We start from the raw sequence: 21,885 nt of genomic DNA, 5'->3' as shown, positions 1-21,885 counted from the left end.
TCCCGGCCCGTGGCTCTCACCATCGGCATCGTCGGTCTCCCCAACGCGGGCAAGTCGACGCTCTTCAACGCACTGACCAAGAACGACGTCCTCGCGGCGAACTACCCGTTCGCCACCATCGAGCCCAACGTCGGCGTCGTGGGCGTCCCCGACGAGCGGCTGCCCCGGCTGGCCGAGGTCTTCGAGTCGGCCAAGCTGCTGCCCGCCACGGTGGAGTTCGTCGACATCGCCGGCATCGTGCGCGGCGCCTCGCAGGGGGAGGGCCTGGGCAACAAGTTCCTCGCCCACATCCGCGAGTCGGCCGCGATCTGCCAGGTCACCCGCGTCTTCCGCGACGAGGACGTCACCCACGTCGACGGCGAGGTCAACCCCGCCAACGACATCTCCACCATCCAGACCGAGCTGATCTTCGCCGACCTCGAGACGGTCGAGAAGGCGATCGCCCGGCTCGAGAAGGAGTCGCGCAAGGTCAAGGACCTCGTCGCCAACCTCGAGGCCGCCAGGGCCGCCAAGGAGGCGCTCGAGTCCGGCACCCCGATCATCGCCACCGACATCGACCGCTCGCTGCTGCGCGAGCTGTCGCTGCTGACGGCCAAGCCGTTCATCTACGTCTTCAACTGCGACGCCGACGAGCTCGCCGACGAGGCGCTCAAGGACAAGATGCGCGAGATCATCGCGCCCGCCGAGGCGATCTTCCTCGACGCCAAGTTCGAGGCCGACCTGGCCGAGATGGACGACGACGAGATGGCTCACGAGATGCTCGCCGAGATGGGCATCACCGAGTCCGGCCTCGACCAGCTCGCCCGCGTCGGCTTCGACACCCTCGGCCTGCAGACCTACCTGACCGCCGGCCCCAAGGAGACGCGGGCCTGGACGATCAGGAAGGGCGCCACCGCTCCCGAGGCCGCCGGTGTCATCCACACCGACTTCCAGAAGGGCTTCATCAAGGCCGAGATCGTCTCCTTCGACGACCTGATGGAGGCCGGCTCGATGCTCAAGGCCCGCGAGGCCGGCAAGGTGCGCATGGAGGGCAAGGACTACGTGATGGCCGACGGCGACGTGGTGGAGTTCCGCTTCAACGTCTGAACGACGCGTTGGTGCAGGTCAGACGGGCGTTTGCCCTCTGGGTCCGCACAGAGTCCGCATGAGCTTCAAGGACGCCGCGAGCAACACTGAGCTCGGCGTCGTCAGCTCGTGATCACGAGGGTGACGAGTCGAGCCCCCGCCTGATCGCGTCGATCACCCGCGGGCGAAGCTGCGCCACTGTGATCACCTCATCCACCGAGCCCACGCGCACGGCCCGGTGGATGTCGTGGACGCCGTCGAACTCGGCGGCCACCTCACCGATCTTCTCCGGCCGCACCGCCGCCCTCAGGTCGGCAAGCTCGACGACGAGGCGGCTCCGGTCCGGTCCCGAGGCGTCGGCGATGGCGGCCTCGACGTCGCGCACGCGCGGGTCGGCCGACGTGCGCTTCTCGACCTCGCCGGCGAACACCACGGCCGCTGCGGGGGCACCACCGATGACCGAGGCGTACGACCCCTCCAGGGCGAGCACGGTCATGTTCGAGTTCAGGGCCTTGGAGAACACCACGAACGCGCCACCGTGGTAGCGCGAGATGACGCAGAAGACGATCGGACCGTCGAAGTTCACGATCGCGCGGCCGATCTCCGCGCCGTACTCGAGCTGCAGGTTGCGCATCGAGTCCGGCGATCCGTCGAAGCCCGACAGGTTCGCCAGCACGACGAGGGGACGGTTGTCGTTCGCCGCGTTGATCGCCCGCGCCGCCTTCTTCGACGAGCGTGGGAACAGGGTGCCGGCGGTGTAGATGTCCGGACCGTCGGTGGGCGGGAACCCGCCGCGGGGGATCGGCCTCGACTCGATCCCGAGCAGGCACACGGGGTGGCCGCCGAGGTGGGCATCCTGGACCACGGCGGTGTCTGCATCGGCCATGCCGGCCCAGCGCTCCAGCGTCGGGTGGTCCTGATCGGCCAGGGCCCGCATCACCGTGCGGATGTCGAAGGCCTTCTTGCGGTCCGGGTTGGAGGTCGCGGAGAAGATCTCGCCGACGGTGGTGAAGTCGCTGTCGGGCGACACGTGCGGGTAGTCGGAGACGTCGCGGTCCGCCGGGTCCGTGGTCGCCGCCTGCCGCGGCCTGGACTCGCCGGGCACGACGTAGGTGTGCTCATAGTGCGCCATCAGCACTCCGAAGGCCCCGGCCAGGTTGGGCGCCCAGTACTGGGCCTGCCCGTTGGGGCCCATCACCCGGTCGTAGCCACCGATGCCGAAGTTGTCCTCCGCGGACACGCCGCCGGAGAAGTCGAGCGACTGCTTTCCGGTCAACACCATCGCACTGTCCGGCGTCATCACCAGGATGCCCTTGGTGTGCATCAGCATCGTGGCCTCGGCGTTCCAGTACGGCTGCGCTCCGACGTTGATGCCCGCCACCACGACGTTGATCTCGCCGCCGTCCTGGGTGAACTCGATGATCCGCTTGAGCGCGGCCGCAACCCAGTCCATGTTCTCCGTGCCGGATTCCATGGAGATGCGGGCGCCCGCCGACAGGGCGTACCACTCCAGCGGCACCCGCATCCGCTCGGCGAGGTCGATCGCCGCGATGATCCGCGAGCACTCCGGCTCCGACACCGCGCCGAGCGCCTTGGTCGGATCTCCGCAGAGCACGACCCGGGTCACGCCCTCCGGGTGCAGCTCGGTCGGCGTCGTCACCAGGGCGACCAGGATCCCGGCCTTGTTGAGCCCGGGTGCGCGCTCGACGGGCACGAGCGCGCCGGTGTCGTCGAGGTCGTGCTCGACGAGGGTCCCGTCCGTACCGGCCAGCACACCCGTCAGCTCGTAGGGGTAGACCAAGCCGCGGCGGCGGGCCCGGGCGACGTTGGCGGCGTACTCGTCGAGCGGCTTGAGCCGCTCGGTCGGCGGCGCCTCGATGGAGGCCGTGACGCCGGCGCCGGGTCGGGAGTGGAACCGGATCGCGATGGGGGAGGGGGTGCCGTCGGGTCCGGTCACGCGACCCGTCGCGAGCACTTCCTCGATGCCCGCGCCGTCGGTCAGCGGGGTGATCTTGCCCTGCAGCGTGGTGATCTGGTCCAGTTCCGCCTCCACCACCGGCCAGACCTGCACCCACACGTGGTTGGTGTCGAGCTTGCTCCCGGCCGCACCGCGCGACGCACGGACCCGGCGGATCGCCTCGAGGCAGTTCTCCACCGCCCGCTCCGCGTGGGGCAGGCCCGTGACCCTGCCGTCCTCGTCGCGGACCACGGCGAGCTGACGGACCTGGGCCAGAGCGACGAGCCTCCGGTCGGCGGAGTTCTCACGTGCGACGCACTCGTAGAGGAGAACATCCTCGGGCGCCTCGATGCGGGTGACGTGGAAGTCGCGCAGCCGCCAGAGGTCGAGGCGTCGACCGACCATCGGGTGCACGCCGCGGACCAGGTCGTCCTCGACGACGCCCCCATCCGCGTGCGGACGGTAGGTGAAGTAGTTGACCGGGCGGTCCCCGCCCGGGCAGACGGCCACCGCGATCCGGCGTACGTCCGGGGCGAACGGCAGGGCTCCGACAGTGCGGGCGAGATCAGCGGCGGCGGCCTCGGGCGACTCCGGGCACGCCGGCCAGTGGATGTAGAGGTCCACCACCACCTCGTGTCGGTCCGGACGGGAGGCGATCTCATCGCCGAGGGCGGCGACCATCGCGCCGTCCGGACGGGAGAGCTCCGCCATGGCGCCGACCGTGGAGACCACCCGGGTGGGGCGGTCGTCGAGCGTGTAGTCGGCCACCGCGAAGGTGCGGTCGGCGCGTGACACCGCGCGCAGGTCGTGGAGGTCGTGCTCGCGGTAGTGGCGTCGTACGAGCACCTCGAGCATCGGCTCGCGCTCCGACACGCCGCCCTCGAGCCGCTCGGCGAGGAAGCGGACGATCTGCTCGGGGATCTTCGCCAGCGCGTCCATCCGTTCGGCGCGGTCCGGGGCGTCGTCATCATCGGCGAGCGCAGCGACCTCGTCGCGTACGCCGGCCAGCACGCTGGAGCGCTCGGCGTCGACCAGCGGCTGGTCGAACCACCGGAAGCGGGTGCTGCGTGCCAGGTCGCCAACGACGGGGAACCGCAGCTGGGTGGACCTGACCAGGCGCTCGAGGAGGTTGCGAGCGAGCGCGGCGAGCTCGGCACTCGGTGGCGGTGCGGCGATCCAGCGCTGCAGCACCTCGGTCGCCAGCAGGAGGTCGGGGGCCGAGCGCTGCTGTGCGAGGAAGATCCGGAACACGGCCTCCTCGAGCTGCCGGGTGCGGTCGGTGTCGCTCACGCCGTAATGAGCGAGCACGCGCGCCAACCGGCTGCGGAACTGGTCGGGCAGGCCGCCACGTTCGACGTCCAGGCTCTGGAGGAAGACGTGGAAGTGCTCCCTGGAGCTGTGCACGCGAAGCTCGGTGTGGAGGTCCTCGCCCGCCGGTCGGTTGCGACTGAGCTCGGCCAGGTCGGCGAACATCCCGAGGAGCTCGATCTCGTCGCGCACCACGTCACCGCCGGCGGCGGCGAGCTCGTCGCGCGCGGCGAGGTACTCGTGGATGTGGGCGCCCTCGTCGCTGGGGTCGACGTCATAGCCCATCAGGATCGAGGCGACGTCCATCCGGGCGTGTGTGGCACGTTCCCGCGGGGAGGCCGCCACAGCGGCGGTCGGCAGGTCCAGCGCCGGGGCGGTCTCCTCGGGGGCGGCCTGCTCGGCGTCGGCACCGTCGTCGACCGGCTCGAGGCGTACGAGCGGGGCCCCGGTCTCGACCTGGCTACCCGTCGTGACGAGCAGCTCCCGGACCCTGGCCGGGAACGGCGCTCGCACAGCCGTCTCCATCTTCATGCTCTCGAGCACCAGCACCGGTGCGCCGGCCGCGACCACGTCGCCGACCGCCACGGGTGACGCGACGACGAGCGCAGGGGCGGGTGAGCGCAGCACGCCTCCCTCGTCACGAGTGACCCGGTGCGCCACCCCGTTGACCTCAACCAGGTGCACGGGCCCGTGTGTCGCGGTCACGAGTCGGTAGAGCTCGCCACCGACGGTCATCCTGGTGCGGAACTCGTCCAGCCGTTCGACGTCGGCGACCACATCGTGCTCGGCCCCGGGTGCCTCGATGCCGACCCGGAACCGCTGGCGGCCGATCTGTAGCACGGTGACCTTGTACGCCGTCCCGCGCAGCTTGAAGTCGACGGCCCGGCCCACCTTGTGCTGCACCTGGGGACGGCCGCCGCGGGCACTCTCGAGCAACCGGGTGATCTCGACCTGCGCCTCGTCCTCGTATGCCTCGATGCCCGCCGCCACGACGGCGATGCCGGCGTGCTCGTGCGCGACCAACCGTCCCTCGGCGCGGACCCGGTCGATCCAGCTGGTGTCGGCCCAGCCTGCCTTGCCGTCGACCACCTCGGACTGTGCCAGGAGATCCAGGATGAAGCTCTTGTTGGTCGCGCCGCCCTCGATCACCACGGTGGTCTCGGCCATCGCCCGACGCAGCCGCCCGAGCGCCTCGTCGCGGGTGCGGCCGAAGGCGATGATCTTGGCGATCATCGAGTCGAAGTCGGCCGGGATCATGTCACCCTCGCCGACCCCCGTGTCGACCCGGATGCCGGGACCCGACGGCAGCTCCAGCATCGCGATCCGGCCCGGTGACGGAGCGAAGTCGCGGTCGGGGTCCTCAGCGTTGAGGCGCGCCTCGATGGCGTGCCCTCTCTCGAGCGGCTTCTGCCCCTCCAGACGGCCACCTGCCGCCACGTGGAGCTGCGCCTTGACCAGGTCGAGGTCGGTGGTCATCTCGGTGATGGGGTGCTCGACCTGGAGCCGGGTGTTGACCTCGAGGAACGCGAAGGTCCGCTCGCCCGGGTGGTAGAGGAATTCGACCGTGCCGGCGCCGACGTACCCCACGGCGAGAGCCAACCGCTCGGCAGAGGCCTTGAGCTCGTCGGCCTGGCTCGCGTCGAGAAGCGGCGACGCCGACTCTTCGATCACCTTCTGATTGCGGCGCTGCACCGTGCAGTCGCGGACACCGACCGCCCACRCCGTGCCGTGGCCGTCTGCGATCACCTGGACCTCGACGTGCCGTGCCCCGGTCACGAGGCGCTCGAGGAAGACCACGCCGCTGCCGAAGGCGCGCTCGGCCTCGTCGCGGGTGCGCTGGTAGGCATCCGCGAGCTCTTCGGGCGAGTCGACCTTGCGGATGCCCCGCCCTCCACCGCCGGCGGTGGCCTTGAGCATGAGCGGGTAGCCGACGCGTTCGGCGGCCTCCAGCGCTGCCTCCAGCGTGTCGACGGCGCCTCCACTCCACGGCGCGACGGGCACGCCGACCTCTTCTGCGAGGAGCTTGGAGCCGATCTTGTCGCCCAGCTTGCGCATCGCGTCGGCACTGGGACCGATGAAGGTCACGCCGAGGCGCGCACACAGATCCGCGAACGCCGGGTCCTCTGCGACGAACCCCCATCCCACCCACACCGCGTCCGCGGCGCACTCGACCAGCACTCGTTCCAGGGCGGCGAGGTCGATGTAGGGGCGTGCCGATGCAGGGCCCAGCGGAAAGGCCTCGTCGGCCTCCCGGCCGAACATGGCCGTACGCTCCTCATCGGTGTAGAGCGCGATCGAGGTGATCGGTTCCCCAGTGCCCTCAGCGTTCACGTCGCGGACTGCGTGGATCAACCTCATCGCGGCCTCGCCGCGATTCACGATCGCCACTCGACTGAAGTTCCGCGGGCGGACTGAATCATCCGACCGTTGACGCGGGGATCCTTGGTACGAGGATGTCACCCCCGTGAGGCTACTGCTGAAGACAACGGCGTCGGCCACATGCCCACCGCGTGGGCGCCTTTGCACCGGCGGCCACATGTGGCTGGCAGCCAGAGGGCGTGCCCAAGGTCATGGCGTCGCGGTATTGGATCGATCCAATCCCTGCCTCAGACTGGAGGTCACCGCCAGGCCACATCGCGACTCCAAGGGGTTGTCCATGACGAACCAGACCCGCCTCACCGACGAGCTCAACGCCCTCTACGCCCACTACGTCGAGTCCATCAACGCCGCTGTGACGGCAGACGACCTGGCCCTCGCTGCCGAGCTCGCTGACTCCTACGACCGGGACGCGATCCTCCTGATGGCCGAGCGAGAGGGGCGTCCGGACCTGCTGTCCCACTTCGGCCTGACGCAGGATGGTGGCCGCCTCAGCGTCCAGCGCGACACGCCGCTGCGTCGTCTCGTGAAGAGCGTGGCTGCACTGCGCTCCGCCTGAGCGACCAGTTCCGATCCGCACCGCCTCGAGGCGGACGTCGACCTGCGTGGGCGGTCGTGCCGTCCCGCGATACTCACGTGCGAGGTCGAGGTTCGTCCTCCCGTTGATCCAAGGAGTCTGATGCAACGCACTGCCCCTGCCTGGGCGACCATCCTCGTCCTGTCCCTGTGCGGCATGGTCTCGGCGCTGCAGTTCACCTTGGTGATCCCGCTCCTGCCGGAGTTCCCGGACCTGCTGGACATCTCGGCCTCGGACTCCTCCTGGCTGGTCACCGCCACCCTGCTGACCGCCGCAGTGGGCACCCCGATCATCGCTCGCATGGCCGACATGTACGGCAAGCGGCGGATGCTGCTGGTCTCGCTGGGGGCGATGATCCTCGGTTCGGTGATCTGCGCGCTGGAGGTCTCCTTCCTGACGATGATCGTGGGGAGGGCGCTCCAGGGCTTCGGCGCAGCACTCATCGCGGTCGGCATCAGCATCTTGCGGGACAAGCTTCCGCCTGAGCGCATCGGCACCGCAGTTGCGTTGATGAGCGCGACGATGGGCATCGGCTCCGCCCTCGGGCTCCCGCTGGCGGGGGTGCTGAGCGACTGGCTCGGCTGGCACTCGATCTTCTGGTTCGGCGCCGTGGCGGGTGTCGTGCTCGTCGTCGCCTTGCTGGTCGTGGTCGAGGAGTCACCGGTGCGCACGCCCGGCCGCTTCGACGTCCTGGGAGCGCTGGTGCTGTCCGCGGCGCTGGTCTGTCTCCTCCTGCCGATCTCGAAGGGCAGCGCCTGGGGATGGGGCGAGCCGTTGGTGGTCGGCCTGCTCGTGTCCTCGCTCCTGCTGCTCGTCCTCTGGGTGCCACTGGAGCTGCGCGTCAACCAACCGATGGTCGATCTCCGCACCAGCGCCCAGCGACCGGTGCTGATGACCAATCTCGCCTCGATCTTCGCCGGCATGGCGATGTTCGTGAACATGTTGGTCACCGTGCAGGTGCTTCAACAGCCCACCGCCACTGGCGCCGGATTCGGTCTCGGAGTGACGGCCGCTGGGCTCGCGATGGTGCCGTCCGGGCTCGCGATGGTGGCGATGTCACCCATCTCCGGGTGGTCGCTGAGCCGTTGGGGAGGTCGTGCCGTGCTGCTCGTCGGTGCTGCGCTGATGGCTCTCACCTACGTCGGCCGCGTCTTCTACGCCGACTCGGTGGCCGCGATCGTGGTTGGCTCGACCCTGGTCGGGATCGGCACGGCCCTGGCCTTCGCCGCGATGCCGACGCTCATCATGTCCTCGGTCCCGATCACCGAGACAGCCTCGGCCAACGGTCTCAACTCCCTGGTCCGATCGATCGGCACATCCCTTGCGAGCACGCTGGTCGCCGCGATCATGGCCGCCTACACGATCGAGGTCGGCGGCGTGTTCTTCGCCTCGGAACAGGCCTTCCAGATCGTGCTGGTGCTCGGCGCCGTGGCGGCAGGGATCTGCGTTGCGCTGGCCGCCCTGGTCCCGACGGACCTTCGTACCCACCGCGAGCGGGAGCTCGTCCGAGCCCAGGGCGAGGAGAAGCAGGAGGCCGTGGTCTGTGGGCAGGTCCGCCTGGCCCGCCCCGACGACAGCGCCCGCGGACTGATCCTGGTGTCCGTGCTGGACGTGCACGGCACGCAGCTGGACTGGAGCCGGGCCGACAACAGGGGTCGGTACTCGGTGGTGCTGCCCGGCCCGGGCGCCTACGTGGTGATCGCGAACGCCGTCGGCTGGGCGCCGGAGGCCACGGTGTTCGACTTCGCCGGCGGCGCGGTCGAGCAGGACATCACGCTCTCCCACGAGCTGACCGTGTCCGGGATTGTCACCAGCGACGGTCGTCCCGTCGCCGACGCGTTGGTCGCGCTCAGTGAGGCGATGGGCACCCAGATCGGTTCGACCCACTGCGACGAGAGCGGCCGCTACGCCTTCCAGCTGCCGCCCACCGGTCGCTACGTGTTCACCGCGTACGACGCCCGCACCGGCCGTGCCCAGGCCCGGAAGGTGTCGTTGACCATCGAGTCCGAGGTCATCGACATCGACATCCCGGTCGCAGCGGAGCAACTGGCCAACTGAGCCGGAAGTCGCACCGTTCCTTGGCCACCGCGCACCCCAGCGAACGGGTCTAGGTGCCGGCTCCCAGCCCCAGCACCCGGTCCACCAAGGCATTGCGGAACTTGCCGGCTGGGTCCACCCGCTCGGCCAGCGCTCGGAACTCGGTCAACCGGGAGTGGAGGGCAGGTTGGACGCGGTCGTAGACCTTGCCCCAGTGCGCCCGGGCGGCGAACGGGGCGAGGGCATCCTCGACGCGCCGGACCATGGCGAGCACGGCCTCCGGCTCTCGCTTCCAGGTGAAGTGCAGGGCGACGGTCTCGCGGCCCTCGGCAGGTGAGAGCCAGAGGTCGTCTGCCCGGATGGCGCGAATCTCGCTCACGATGAGCAGGGCGGCCAGCTCCCCGCCGCTCGTGGCTGCCAGGTCCGTCACGGCACGCAGGGCAGCCGCAGCGTCGGCGGCGGGGACGAACCACTCCGACTGGATCTCCTCGCCGAAGCTGGGCTGCCGGTCGCCCCGGAAGTGGGGCAGACGCTCCGACCACGGCCCGGGGGTGCCGCGCACGGTGAGGTGGTCGCCCGCGCCGAGGGTGAGCGACGCGGTGGCGGCCGGGACGGCCTCGGTCCCGCCGATCCAGCCAGYGGGCCCACGGTCGTCGGTGGCGCGTGACTTGACGAGCACCTCGGTCGGGTCCGCGTCGTTCCACCGGCCGAAGACGCTGACGCTGTAGGCCGATCCCAGGACCTCGTCGACCTGCTCGACCACCTCGCTCCAGCGCAGGTGCGCATAGAGGTCCTGGCGCACGTCGTACGTCGGCTCGACGTCCAGGTCGAGCGACACGACGGCCCCGAGGGCGCCCAGCGCGACGACGGAGCCATCGAAGTCCGGCTCGCCGCGGGAGATCGCGCGCAGCTCGCCGTCTGCCCCGATCAGCTCGAGGCGGCTGACGCCCGCACCGAGGATGCGGTTGCCCGCGCCCGACCCGTGCGTGCCGGTCGACGTGGCTCCGGCCACGGAGATGTGGGGGAGCGAGCCCATGTTGGCCAGCGCACGGCCGTGTGCCTGCAGGTGCGCCGCAACGTCGCTGTACGGCGTGCCCCCGGCAACCCGGACCCGTCCTCGTCCGAGGTCGAGGACGGGCTCGACGGCGAGGCCGGTGAGGTCCAGCAGGGTCCCATCGGTGTCGCACAGGGCGTTGAAGGAGTGACGGGTGCCGAGCAGGCGCACGTGGGGGGACGAACGGACGACCTCCTGGGCCTCCTCGACCGAGCGCGCTCGGACGTAGCGCCCCGCCGCGTAGGCGTGGTTGCCGGCCCAGTTGGTCCCGGGACCTCCGGAGTTCGCCCCATCGGTCGCGTCGCTGGGGTCGAGCTGTGGTCCTGGCATGGGGCCTCCTCGTGGATGCGTCGGAATGTACAACGCGCCCGAACGTGCTCAGCGACGGGCCCGAGACCTCACCATCCTCGACGAGGACGCGATCGAGTCCTCGCCGGCGCACCAGGGAATCACCCGTCGTTAGACTGCCCGCCGTGGACGCGCGGGGGCCGATCTGGCGTCAGCCAGGCATGGCGCCGCTGGTGGCGATGACGTGTGCGGGGTTCTCGGGATACGCGCTGCTGCTCACGGTGGCGCCACTGTGGGCGGTCGAAGGTGGGGCGACGACCGCCGGCTCCGGGCTCGTGAACGGCGTCCTCCTGCTGTTCACGGTGCTGACCCAGTTGCTCGTCCCGCGCGCCCTCCGGCGCTTCGGGTGGGGACCGGTGCTCGCCGTCGGACTGACGCTCCTCGGGGCGCCCGGCGTCCTGCTGTCGCTCAGCGACGACCTGGGGGTGATCCTCGCGCTCTCGGCGGTCCGAGGGATCGGGTTCGGTGTCCTCACGGTCACCGGTAGTGCTGCGGTCGCGGCCCTGGTCGTCGCGGAGCGCCGGGGGGAGGCCATCGGCGCGTACGGGCTCGCCGTCGCGGGGCCGAACCTCGTCCTCCTGCCCGCCGGACCGTGGATCGCCGAGAGCCTCGGCTACTGGGTGGCGTTCACCTTGAGCGCGCTGCCCCTGGCCGGGATCCCGGCCGCACTCCGTCTTGCCACGGCCCTCCGGCTCACTGCGCCGGACCTGCATCCCGGTGCGGAGGCGTCGCCCGAACCGCGCGACCCGGAGTCCGCCGCCTACCGACGGCTGCTGCCGCCAATTCTGCTGTTGCTGGCGGTCACGTTGGCGGGCGGTGCGGTCATCACGTTCACGCCGCAGATGGTCGACAGCCCGACGGTCGCGGCCGGGGGTCTGCTCCTGATGGGGCTGTCGGCTGCGCTCAGCCGATGGCGTGTCGGTGCGCTCGCGGACCGCCACGGCCCGCGACGTTTCCTCGTGCCCCTGGTCCCGCTCACGGGAGTGGGGATGGCGCTCGTGGCCTGGTCCGTCGCGGGCTCCGACGGTGTCCGCGTCGACTCGTTCCTGCTCGCCATGCTCCTGATCGGTCTCTGCTACGGCGGTCTGCAGAACCTCACGCTCCTGGTGTCCTTCTCCGCCGTCTCACGCCGGCACCACAACCTGGCGAGCGCGGTGTGGAACGTCGGCTTCGACGCGGGTACGGCGCTGGGCTCGGTGGCCGTCGGGGTGATCGCCCAGCTCACGTCGTTCGCGACCGCCTTCCTGGTCGCCGGCGCGATCGCGGTGGCAACGCTGCCGCTCGCCCTGCGCCGGCCTTCCGCCCCCGCGACCCACGTGACCGTGGCCGATGCCGTGGAGCGTCCATCGGACCAGATCCACGAGTGAGGTCGTTCAGGAGGGCCAGTGCGCCCGCGCGTGCCTGAGCGCCGGCTCCTCCAGCGCCACGACCAGCCGCTCGAAGACCCCGGTCGCCTGCGGTCCGTGCCACTCGGGGGCCAGCACCTCCGCAGGTAGCCCGGGATCCCGGAAGGGCAGCCTGCGCCACTGGTCGAGCACGGAGAGGTACGTCGTGAAGGCGCGCGCGGGATCTGGTCGGTCGCGCTCCGCACGGTCGGCCGCGGGACCGTGGACGGCCACGAAGTCGCGATAGCCGTCGTCGATGGCCGTCAGGTCCCAGCTGCCGTAGAGCAGCCCGGTGAGGTCCTGCGTCCCGTGGTACTCACCGACGAAGATCGCGGTGTGGGCCTCCAGCCCGAGCTCGGTGACCGCTCGCTCGGCGGCGGTCCGCATCCGGGCAGGGGCGATCCACAGCGCAGTGCCGACGTTGCCGAAGCCGAGGGAGGACAGGTGGGCCCGGAGCTGGTGCCGCTTGGCCCTCATCGACTCCGGCACGCCGAAGTGGACGATGCACCAGCCGTCGGTGGCGTCGGCCGGCGTCCGGGCGTGCCAGATGACCTCGTCGCCGGCGGCCAGCGTCTCGAGCGCTGTGGTCGTGAGGGCGTAGCCCCGGGCGCCTTCCCGTGCCTCGGACTGCAGCCAGCCGTTGCCCTTGAGCCGGTGCACGGCGGTGCGCACCGACGGTGCGTCGAGGCCGGCCTGCGCGAGCAGGTCGACGGTGCCGGCGATCGGCATCCACGACCCCAGCGGCCGCACGACGGCTCCGAGGAAGGTCACCACCGTGGAGCGGGACTGGCGGCTCGGGGGCTGCGGCGGCTGCCCAGCGGGACTCCCGACAGTCACGTGCGCACCGTGCCCGCGGGCGTCCAGCGGACGTGGACCTGGTCGGCCGCCCCCTCACGCAGCAGCTGGAGCCGCGGCGGGACCTTGTCGGTCCGCGAGGTGGGCGGGCGCCGTCGTCCGGCGGCCCACATGTCCGGCCACTCCGCACCCGGACCGACGTACTCCTGCTCCGCGGCGGCGTGCAGCGTCCAGTTGGGGTCGTACAGGTGGGACCGGCCCAGCGCGCAGAGGTCGGCCCGCCCGGCGAGCAGGATGGAGTTCACGTCGTCGTAGCTGGAGATCGCGCCGACGGCGATCACCTTCACCCCGGCAGGCGCGGCGACGCGGTGGCGGATCTTGTCGGCGAAGGGGGTCTGGTAGGACCGCCCGAACGCCGGCTTCTCGTCCTTGCTGACCTGGCCCGACGAGACGTCGATGGCCGCCGCGCCGTGCTCGACGAAGGCGCGCGCGATCTCGACGGCGTCCTCCTCGGTGTTGCCGTCGGGCATCCAGTCGGTGGCCGAGATGCGCACGGTGACCGGGACGTGCGCCGGCACGGCCGCGCGCACGGCGTCGAACACCTCGAGCGGGAAGCGCAGCCGGTTGTCCAGGGAGCCCCCGTAGTCGTCGGTCCGCCGGTTGGAGACGGGGGAGATGAAGGAGCTCAGCAGGTAGCCGTGCGCGGCGTGCAGCTCGATCAGGTCGAAGCCCGCGTCGACCGCGCGCTCGGCGGAGGCGACGAAGTCCGCGACGACCGCGTCCAGGTCGGCGCGGGTGGCCTCGCGGGGCACGTGGCAGTCGTCGCCGTAGGGGAGCGGAGAGGGTCCGAGCACCTCCCAGTTGCCTTCCGCGAGCGGCTCGTCCATGCCCTCCCACATGAGCTTGGTCGAGCCCTTGCGCCCGGAGTGTCCGAGCTGCATGCCGATGCGCGCGGTCGTCCTGTCGTGGACGAAGTCGACGACCTTCCTCCACGCGTCGCGCTGCTCGTCGTTCCACAGCCCGGGGCATCCGAGGGTGATCCGGCCCTCGGGTGACACGCACGTCATCTCCGTCATCACCAGGCCCGCGCCGCCCAGGGCCTTCGACCCCAGGTGGACGAGGTGGAACTCGTCGGGCACCCCGTCTGTGGCGCAGTACATGTCCATCGGGGAGAGGATCACGCGGTTCTTGAGCTCGAGCTCACCGATGCGCACCGGCTGGAACATCGCCGGCGCGCCGTCCTCGCCGTCCTGGCTGCGGGCGAACTCCGCCTCCATCCGTGCCGCGAAGTCCGCGTCGCGCTCCCGGAGGTTCTCGAAGGTGATCCGGCGGGACCGGGTCAGGAGGTTGAGGACGAACTGCGCGGGCGCCTGGTCGGCGTACATCCCGATGTTCTCGAACCACTCCAGCGAGGCCTGCGCGGCGCGCTGCGTCGACTCCACGACCGGCTTGCGCTCGGTCTGGTACGCCTCGAGCGCCGCTTCCAGCGTCGGGTGCTCGTGCAGGCAGGCGGCCAGTGCGAGGGCGTCCTCCATGGCGAGCTTGGTGCCGGAGCCGATGGAGAAGTGGGCGGTGTGCGCGGCGTCGCCGAGCAGCACCACGTTGCCGTCGTGCCAGCTCTCGTTGCGCACGGTGTGGAAGTTCAGCCACTTGGAGTTGTTGGTGAGGATCTCGTGGCCCTGCAGCTCGTCGGCGAAGATCTCCGCGACGCGCTGGACGGCGTGCTCGTCCGAGACGCCGGGAGCGAAGCTCTCCGCCTCGGTGCGGTCGAGGCCGGCGCGGCGCCAGACGTCCTCGTGCATCTCCACGATGAAGGTCGACCCCGACTCCGAGAACGGGTAGCCGTGGATCTGCATGGTGCCCCACTCCGTCTGCTTGACGAAGAACTGGAACGCCTCGAACACCAGGTCGGTGCCGAACCAGATGTACTTGTTGTGCCGCCGGTCCAGGCTCGGGCCGAACCGGTCGGCGTACTTGGTGCGGATCTGGGAGTTGAGACCGTCGGAGGCGAGCACGAGGTCGTACGACGACCGCAGCTCGTCGGGGTCGGGCACGTCGGTGCTGTAGTGGACGGTCACGCCGAGCTCGGCCACCCGCTCCTGCAGGATCTGCAGCAGCTCCTTGCGCGACATCGCGGCGAAGCCCTGACCGCCGACGGTGAAGGACTGCGTGTCGCCGGCCCGGTCGGTGACCGCGACGTCGATGTCGGTCCAGCGGGCGAAGCGCTTCTCCATCCGCTCGTGCACGACGCGGTCGGCACCCTCGATGCTCCCGAGGGTCTCGTCGGAGAACACCACGCCGAAGCCGAAGGTGTCGTCCGGGGCGTTGCGCTCCCAGACGGTGATGTCGTGGGACGGGTCGAGCGACTTCATCAAGGTGGCGAAGTAGAGCCCTCCCGGCCCGCCGCCCGCGATCGCGATCTTCATGCCGACCCCTCCGGTCCTTCGGACTCGATCATCTGGCGCAGCTTGAAGTGCTGCATCTTCCCGCTGGTGTTGCGTGGCATCGCCTCGACGAAGCGCACGGCGCGGGGGTACTTGTACGGGGCGAGCCGACCCTTCACGTGGTCCTGGAGCTCCTTGACCTTGGTGGTGTCGCCCTCGACGCCCTCGCGCAGCACGACGAAGGCGCAGACGATGGAGCCGCGGACCTCGTCCGGCGCCGCGACGACGCCGACCTCGAGGACGTCGGGGTGCGTTCCGAGCGCCTCCTCCACCTCGGGGCCACCGATGTTGTAGCCCGACGAGACGATCATGTTGTCGGTGCGCGAGCGGTAGAAGTAGTAGCCGTCGGCGTCGCGGACGAAGGTGTCGCCGGTGACGTTCCACCCGTTGACGACGTAGCCGCGTTGGCGCTGGTCGTCGAGGTAGCGGCACCCGACGGGCCCGATGACGCCGAGCCGGCCCTCCTGGCCGTCGCCGAGCTCGTTGCCGTCCGCGTCGAGGATCGCGGCGCGGTAGCCGGGAACGGGCCTGCCGGTGGCGCCGGGACGGATGTCGTCACCGGCGGCGGAGATGAAGATGTGCAGCATCTCGGTCGCGCCGATGCCGTCGACCACCTTCAGCCCGAGCTGCTCCTCGATCTGCTCCCACGTCGCCTGCGCCATGTGCTCGCCGGCCGACACCGCGACCCGGAGGCCGGACAGCTGCTGGAGGTGGTCGGAGGCAAGCATCTGCTTGTACGCCGTCGGCGCGGTGGCCAGCACGGTGACGCCGTGCTCGGCGACGAGGTCGGCGAGCTGGGCCGGTGTGGCCGACTCGGTGAGGAGGGCACAGGCGCCGGCGCGGAGCGGGAAGACGACGAGCATGCCGAGGCCGAAGGTGAAGGCGAGCGGTGCCGTGCAGGCGACCACGTCGTCGGGCGTGAGGTCGAGCACCGCGCGGCCGAAGGTGTTGTCGATCGAGAGCACGTCGCGGTGGAAGTGGGTCGTGATCTTCGGGACGCCCGTGGTGCCGGACGTGGGCCCGAAGAGGGCGACGTCGTCGGCGGCCGTGTCGGAGGCGGTGAACTCGCCTGCGTGGCCCTCGACGCGACGGGCGAGGTCGTCCGCGGTGTCGCCGCCGTAGGGGACGACGACCAGGTCCGGCGCGACGCTGTCGCGCATCCTCTGCACGTCCTCGACGTGGCGGTGGTCGACCAGGGCGACCGCGGGGCGCGTCTTCTGGACGATCGGGGTCAGCTCGGTCGCGCGCAGCGCCGCCATCGTGGTCACGACGATCCCGCCGGCCTTGAGGACGCCGAGCCAGGCCGCGACGGTCCACGGGTTGTTGGGCGAGCGGAGCAGCACCCGGTTGCCGGTGACCAGGCCGAGGTCGTCGACGAGGACGTGCGCGACCTGGTTGGCGCGAGTCGACAGCTCGCCGTAGGTCCACACCTCGCCGTCAGGGGTGCGCAGGGCCGGCCGATCGGGCCCGTGCTCGGCGATGACCGCGTCGAGGAGCTCGGTGCCGGCGTTGAGCCGCTCGGGGTACTGCAGCCACTCGGTGGTGAACTCCAGGGTCGGCCACTGGTCGGCCGGCGGCAGGTGGTCGCGCGCGAAGGTGTCGGCGTACCCCGACGGGCTCAGCGACGCGGCGCTCACCGGGACCCCCCGGCGCGCAGCATGCCCTCCTGGACGACGGTCGCGACGAGCGTGCCGTCCGTGGTGAAGAATCGGCCGACGGCGGCGCCGCGCCCGTCCTCGACGGAGATGGCCTCCTGCGCGTAGAGCAGCCAGTCGTCCATCACCACCGGGCGGTGGAACCACATGGCGTGGTCGAGGCTCGCGGTGACGAGGCCCTCGTCCGCCCACGCGAGCCCGAGGACCCGCAGGGTCGGCTCGAGGATCGTGTAGTCACAGACGTAGGCGAGGGCGGCGGTGTCGCGCTGCGCATCGGTGAGCCCGTCGACCGGACGCAGGTCGTCGTACGGCTTCACCCAGACCGCCTGCTGGGGGGACTGCTCTCCCTCGACGGTGAGGTAGACCGGTCCGGGGACGTGGCGCATGTCGAAGCTGCGGCCGCCGGACCAGTACGCCTTCGACGTGTCGGTCATGGTGCCGCCGGTGCGGTCCTCGAGGTAGTCGGCGGACGTCGGCAGGTCGTCGGGCCCGGGCACGTCGGCGGGGCCCGTGGCCTGGAAGGTGCCGCTCGGCTCGCCGGCCGCGAAGCTCGCGAGGCAGACGTAGACCGCCTTGCCGTTCTGGAAGCCGCGCACCTGACGGGTGCTGTAGCCGCGGCCGTCCCGCAGCACCTCGACCTCGTAGCGGACCTCGGCGCCGATGTCGACGGGTCGCATGAAGTAGGAGTGCATGGAGTGCATCGTCTTGCCGTCGGACACGGTGAGCGCGGCGGCGACGAGCGCCTGGGCGACCATGTCGCCGCCGTAGGCCTTGGGCCACGGGCACGGCTGCGTGGTCGCGGTGAACGCGCGGTCGAAGACCTCGGCGTCGCACTCGGTCAGCGCGACCGCGTCGGTGAACGTCTGCGAGGTCGGCGACGGCGTGGACGCGGCGGTCACGGTCGGTCCGCCCAGTCGCGCAGGTCGGCGTCGTCGACCTGCGGCAGGTTGACCACGATGTTCTCGGGCGTCCGGGCGGTCATCCACGTGAGCGGGTTGTTGCGGTCCAGGTTGCACTCGACGTGCGGCATGAAGGGCGGCACGAACACCCAGTCGCCCTCGGACATGTCGAGGTAGTCCTCGAACTTCTCGCCGAAGTAGATGCGGGCCCGTCCCGACAGCACGAAGCCGCCGGTCTCGGCCTCACCGTGGTGGTGGGGGACCGAGCGGTAGCCGGCGAGGTTGCGCACCTGTCCGAACCACAGCCGGGTCGCCGGTGTGTGCTGGATGCTGACGCCGCTGACGCGGGTCGCGCCCTCGCTCTGCCCGGTGAGGTCGGGCTCCTGCCCGGCCCGGGTGACGAACGGGGCGACGAGCCCCGACTCGTCGGCGTACATCGAGGGGTCGCCCTCGAGGACGTAGTTGTCGAGGTTCGGGTCCATGTCGGTCCTGTTCTGTGCGGAGTCGGGTGTCAGGCGGTCAGGCGGACGGTGTTGGTGAGGGTCCCGATGCCGGGGATCTCGGTCTCCACGACGTCACCATCAGCGAGGAAGGTCGGCGGAGTCATGCCCATGCCGACGCCGCCGGGGGTGCCGGTGAGGACGACGTCGCCGGGGCGCAGGACCGTGAAGGTGGAGATGTACGCCAGCAGGCCGGCGCAGTCGAAGACGAGCGTGCGGGTGTTGCCTCGCTGTCGCTCCTCGCCGTTGACCCGGCACACCACGTCGACGCCGGCGACCGGATCGATCGCATCCGGTGGGACGACGACCGGGCCGATCGGCGTGGTGGCGTCCCACGCCTTGCCCTGGAACCACTGGAGCGTGCGGTTCTGCCAGTCGCGCACGGAGATGTCGTTGGCAACCGTGTAGCCGCCGATGGCGTTCGCGGCCTCGTCGCGGTCGGCGCCGCGGATCTCGGCGCCGACGACGACAGCGAGCTCGGCCTCCCAGTCGACCTGGACCTCGGCGGGCAGCACGATGTCCGCGCCGTCGGGGATCAGGGTGTCGGCGTACTTGGCGAAGAGCGTCGGGTGGGCCGGGAGCTCACGGCCCATCTCGACGATGTGGTCGCCGTAGTTGAGGCCGCAGCAGATCACCTTGCCCCGCGGCTGGAGGGGCAACGCCCCTCGGCTGGTCGGCATATTTCATTCTGCCCACGAACGTTGTCAGGTTGTCAATAGATGTCCTAGGGTCGAGGCATGACCACCGATCTGTCGCCGATCCCCGTCAACCCTGCGTCGCTCCCGGTGCCGCGCGGCTACTCGCACGGCACGCTGAGCGGCAACACGCTCTACCTCGGCGGGCAGACGGCGCTCGACGCCGACATGCGCATCGTCGAGGGGGGCATCGTCGAGCAGTTCCGCCAGGCCTTCGGCAACGTGCTCGCGACACTGCGCGAGGCGGGCGGCGTCCCCGAGGACCTGGTGTCGATCACGATCCACCTCACCGACATCCCCGACTACCAGGCGCACGGCAGCGAGATCGGCGCCGTGTGGCGCGAGCTCGCCGGCCCGGTCTACCCCGCGATGGCGGGCATCGGCACGACCGGCCTCTGGCAGCCCGAGGCCCTCATCGAGATCCTCGGCGTCGCCGTCATCCCCGACGAACGACTGGTCGGCCCGACTCGCTGACGGGCTGGGCGAAGGGCCACCCCCGGTCGGCACAAGAGCACCGGAGGTGGCCGATCTCGGGTCTCCCACCGGCGTGGACCTGTCGCGGGATGCGATGTCCGGCAAGCACGGGTCCCCTCCCGCGAGGCTAGGCACGGGAGCTGGCGCGGGTGATCGCCCGTGGCGGGTGGTGACCCGGCCCGCCCACGGTGCCGTCAGTCGGACCGAACGCCCGACGGCAGCGTCGTCGTACGCGTGCACGGTGGCCGGTTCGACCCGTTCGGTCCGTACGACGGCGGTGTCACCCGCCCTGCTGCGCCGGGGGCAGGAAGGTGTCCGTGCACGTCGAGGGTGGTCGCGGCGACGTGCGGACGGAATGAGGGTCGCGCGGCGGCCTCGCTGCGCGCGCGGGCTACCGTTGGGTAACCAACCCCTCCACCCCAGGATGACCACCATGGCGCACACGGCACCGCACAGGGTAGTGCTCCACGGCCACGAGCTGTCGTACGTCGACAGCGGCACCGGCCCGGCCGTGCTCTTCATCCACGGGATCCTGGGCTCCCAGCGCCAGTGGTCCCACCTCGTCGACCAGGTGGACGACGACCACCGGGTCCTCGTCCCGGACCTCTTCGGGCACGGTGACTCCGCCAAGCCGACCGGCGACTACTCGTTGAGCTCGCACGCCGCGACCCTGCGTGACCTGCTCGACCACCTCGGCATCGAACGGGTCACGCTCGTGGGGCACTCGCTCGGCGGGGGGATCGCGATGCAGTTCTCCTACCTCTTCCCCGACCGGGTGGACCGCCTCGTGCTCGTCGCAAGCGGCGGCCTGGGGCGCGAGGTCAACCTCGTGCTGCGATCGGCCACCCTGCCGGGTGCCGCCCAGGTCCTCGGCGTCATCGCGTCCGCGCCCGTCCTCGAGCGGGCGGAGGCACTGGGGCGGGGCGCGCAGAGGATGGGGTGGAAGCCGGGCGCGGACATCGGCGCCATCTGGCGCGGCTTCACCTCCCTCGGTGACCGGGAGAGCCGGAGCGCCTTCCTCGCCACGACGCGGGCCGTGATCGACATCGGCGGGCAGAGCATCAGCGCCCACGACCACCTGGCCGCCGTCACGCCTCCGGCGACGCTGATCGTGTGGGGCTCCAAGGACCGGATGATCCCGGCGTGGCACGCCCTCAGCGCCCAGCGGGCCGTGCCCGACTGCCGGGTCGAGCTCTTCGAGGGCGCCGGTCACTTCCCGCACCTCGACGACCCCGACCGGTTCGCCCGGGTGCTGCGGGACTTCATGACCGAGGCCGATGGGCCAGGAGTCACGGCCGGGGTCTGACCGCTCCGCGCCACTCGTCCTCGAGCATCGCGAACACCAGCTGGGTGGCCCACGCGCCCTTGAAGAACACGTTGTCGACGAGGCGTGCCTCCTGCCGCATGCCCAGCCGGGTCAGCAGCCGGGCGGACGCGACGTTCTCCTCGATGCAGACGGCCGTGATCCGGTGGAAGCCGAGGTCGTCGAAGCCCAGGCGCAGCATCGCCGTCGCGGCCTCGGCGGCGTACCCCTGTCCCTGGTGGTCGCGGCCGAACGCGAAGCCGACCTCGCCCTGGTGGTCCGAGGCCCACTTGAGCAGCACCTCGCCGATCACGGCGTCGGTCGACCGCAGCTCGACGGCGAGCACCAGCCACTGGCCGTGGGCGACGAGCTCGGTCTGGGTGAGCTTGACCTGCAGGGTCTCCTCGGTCGCCGCGCGGTCGCGGACCGGCCACGGCACGTAGCGCACGACCTCGGGATCGCCATGGAAGCGCACGAGGTCGTCGAGGTCGTCCATCGTGTGCGGCCGCAGCACGAGCCGATCGGTCGTGATCGGCAGCCGCACGGGCAGGCCGGCTCCGGTCACAGCGAGAAGTGACCGGGCGCCAGGCTGCGGAGCACGCAGAACTCGTTGCCCTCCGGGTCGGCGAGCACCGTCCACGACTCCTCGCCGGTCTGCCCGACGTCGGCCCGCGTGGCGCCCAGGGCGAGGATGCGCTCGACCTCCTCCTCCTGGGGTACGTCGACGGGGGAGACGTCGAAGTGCGAGCGGTTCTTGACCACCTTCGGCTCGTCGACCTTCGCCAGGAAGATCGTCGGCGGCACCGGTCCGGAGCGCACGGCGTCGAGGAGCGCCTGGTCCTCGACCCTCGCGGGGCTGATCTCCACGAGGCCCGGCTCGCGGTGGACGACCTCCCAGCCGAGCACCCCGCACCAGAAGTCGGCGAGCAGGTCGGGGTCGTGGCAGTCGAGCGAGATCTCGGTCAGTCGGGAGGCCATGCAGCGATCCAAGCACGCCCCGGCTGCAGACGGCG

16 protein-coding genes are annotated in these 21,885 nt (G+C 70.9%); 6 read left to right on the top strand and 10 right to left on the bottom strand.

Going from position 1 to position 21,885, the window contains the following annotated elements:
- The first annotated feature begins 9 nt into the window (after window positions 1-9).
- Window positions 10-1,086 (top strand): redox-regulated ATPase YchF, encoded by a 1,077-nt coding sequence (gene ychF / locus AC1DP1_RS02150; protein ID WP_457184744.1) that lies wholly within the window; start codon window positions 10-12, stop codon window positions 1,084-1,086.
- A gap of 112 nt (window positions 1,087-1,198) precedes the next feature.
- On the opposite strand, the gene AC1DP1_RS02145 is transcribed toward ychF, so the two are convergent.
- Entirely contained in the window at window positions 1,199-6,688 is a 5,490-nt protein-coding gene (locus tag AC1DP1_RS02145; protein WP_477505439.1) for an ATP-binding protein, read from the bottom strand.
- 298 nt (window positions 6,689-6,986) lie between these two features.
- On the opposite strand from AC1DP1_RS02145, the gene AC1DP1_RS02140 reads away from it, so the two are divergent.
- Both AC1DP1_RS02140 and AC1DP1_RS02135 read left to right on the top strand, forming a co-directional pair.
- Entirely contained in the window at window positions 6,987-7,265 is a 279-nt protein-coding gene (locus AC1DP1_RS02140) for a hypothetical protein (RefSeq protein ID WP_300046447.1), read from the top strand.
- A gap of 120 nt (window positions 7,266-7,385) precedes the next feature.
- Window positions 7,386-9,341 carry an MFS transporter gene (locus AC1DP1_RS02135; RefSeq protein WP_477505438.1) on the top strand — a complete coding sequence of 652 codons (1,956 nt, stop codon included), beginning with the start codon at window positions 7,386-7,388 and terminating at the stop codon, window positions 9,339-9,341.
- 49 nt (window positions 9,342-9,390) lie between these two features.
- Here the strand turns inward: AC1DP1_RS02135 and AC1DP1_RS02130 are convergent, their stop codons facing one another.
- Window positions 9,391-10,704, bottom strand: a complete 1,314-nt coding sequence (locus AC1DP1_RS02130) for an FAD-binding protein (RefSeq protein WP_477505437.1) — start codon at window positions 10,702-10,704, stop codon at window positions 9,391-9,393.
- Between the two features lie 143 nt (window positions 10,705-10,847).
- Here AC1DP1_RS02130 and AC1DP1_RS02125 point away from each other — a divergent pair, with 143 nt between their 5' ends.
- Complete coding sequence (locus tag AC1DP1_RS02125) at window positions 10,848-12,089, top strand: MFS transporter (protein ID WP_477505436.1); 1,242 nt, start codon at window positions 10,848-10,850, stop codon at window positions 12,087-12,089.
- A gap of 6 nt (window positions 12,090-12,095) precedes the next feature.
- Here the strand turns inward: AC1DP1_RS02125 and AC1DP1_RS02120 are convergent, their stop codons facing one another.
- Genes AC1DP1_RS02120 through AC1DP1_RS02095 form a run of 6 tightly spaced genes read right to left on the bottom strand, consistent with a single transcriptional unit; the run spans window position 12,096 to window position 19,080 of the window.
- Window positions 12,096-12,944 (bottom strand): PaaX family transcriptional regulator, encoded by an 849-nt coding sequence (locus AC1DP1_RS02120; RefSeq protein ID WP_477505435.1) that lies wholly within the window; start codon window positions 12,942-12,944, stop codon window positions 12,096-12,098.
- On the bottom strand, window positions 12,941-15,328 hold the full coding sequence (locus AC1DP1_RS02115; protein ID WP_477505434.1) for a bifunctional salicylyl-CoA 5-hydroxylase/oxidoreductase: 2,388 nt from the start codon (window positions 15,326-15,328) through the stop codon (window positions 12,941-12,943). Before AC1DP1_RS02115 ends, AC1DP1_RS02120 begins: the two co-directional genes overlap by 4 nt.
- Window positions 15,325-16,983 (bottom strand): AMP-binding protein, encoded by a 1,659-nt coding sequence (locus tag AC1DP1_RS02110; RefSeq protein WP_477505433.1) that lies wholly within the window; start codon window positions 16,981-16,983, stop codon window positions 15,325-15,327. The genes AC1DP1_RS02115 and AC1DP1_RS02110 overlap by 4 nt, the downstream gene beginning before the upstream one ends.
- The gene (locus tag AC1DP1_RS02105; RefSeq protein WP_477505432.1) at window positions 16,980-17,900 is read right to left on the bottom strand and encodes an acyl-CoA thioesterase; all 921 of its coding nucleotides are present in this window, start codon (window positions 17,898-17,900) and stop codon (window positions 16,980-16,982) included. Before AC1DP1_RS02105 ends, AC1DP1_RS02110 begins: the two co-directional genes overlap by 4 nt.
- Window positions 17,897-18,382 (bottom strand): cupin domain-containing protein, encoded by a 486-nt coding sequence (locus tag AC1DP1_RS02100; protein ID WP_457184733.1) that lies wholly within the window; start codon window positions 18,380-18,382, stop codon window positions 17,897-17,899. Before AC1DP1_RS02100 ends, AC1DP1_RS02105 begins: the two co-directional genes overlap by 4 nt.
- 29 nt (window positions 18,383-18,411) lie before the next feature.
- Window positions 18,412-19,080 (bottom strand): fumarylacetoacetate hydrolase family protein, encoded by a 669-nt coding sequence (locus AC1DP1_RS02095; protein ID WP_477505431.1) that lies wholly within the window; start codon window positions 19,078-19,080, stop codon window positions 18,412-18,414.
- Window positions 19,081-19,137: 57 nt separating this feature from the next.
- Between AC1DP1_RS02095 and AC1DP1_RS02090 the strand changes: the two genes are divergently transcribed.
- Window positions 19,138-19,569, top strand: coding sequence for a RidA family protein (locus AC1DP1_RS02090; RefSeq protein WP_477505430.1), 432 nt, complete (start codon window positions 19,138-19,140; stop codon window positions 19,567-19,569).
- Window positions 19,570-20,002: 433 nt separating this feature from the next.
- On the top strand, window positions 20,003-20,875 hold the full coding sequence (locus tag AC1DP1_RS02085; protein WP_477505429.1) for an alpha/beta fold hydrolase: 873 nt from the start codon (window positions 20,003-20,005) through the stop codon (window positions 20,873-20,875).
- Here AC1DP1_RS02085 and AC1DP1_RS02080 read toward each other — a convergent pair.
- Together AC1DP1_RS02080 and AC1DP1_RS02075 are read right to left on the bottom strand one after the other, a co-directional pair.
- Complete coding sequence (locus tag AC1DP1_RS02080) at window positions 20,859-21,437, bottom strand: GNAT family N-acetyltransferase (RefSeq protein WP_477505428.1); 579 nt, start codon at window positions 21,435-21,437, stop codon at window positions 20,859-20,861. The two genes, AC1DP1_RS02085 and AC1DP1_RS02080, sit on opposite strands and share 17 nt — an antisense overlap.
- Complete coding sequence (locus AC1DP1_RS02075) at window positions 21,434-21,850, bottom strand: VOC family protein (protein WP_477505427.1); 417 nt, start codon at window positions 21,848-21,850, stop codon at window positions 21,434-21,436. The genes AC1DP1_RS02080 and AC1DP1_RS02075 overlap by 4 nt, the downstream gene beginning before the upstream one ends.
- Between the last annotated feature and the right edge of the window lie 35 nt (window positions 21,851-21,885).

The organism is Nocardioides sp. P4_G10, assembly GCF_056401175.1.
Note: the sequence above shows the minus strand (reverse complement) of the source record. Positions and strands in the feature narration are given on the sequence as shown.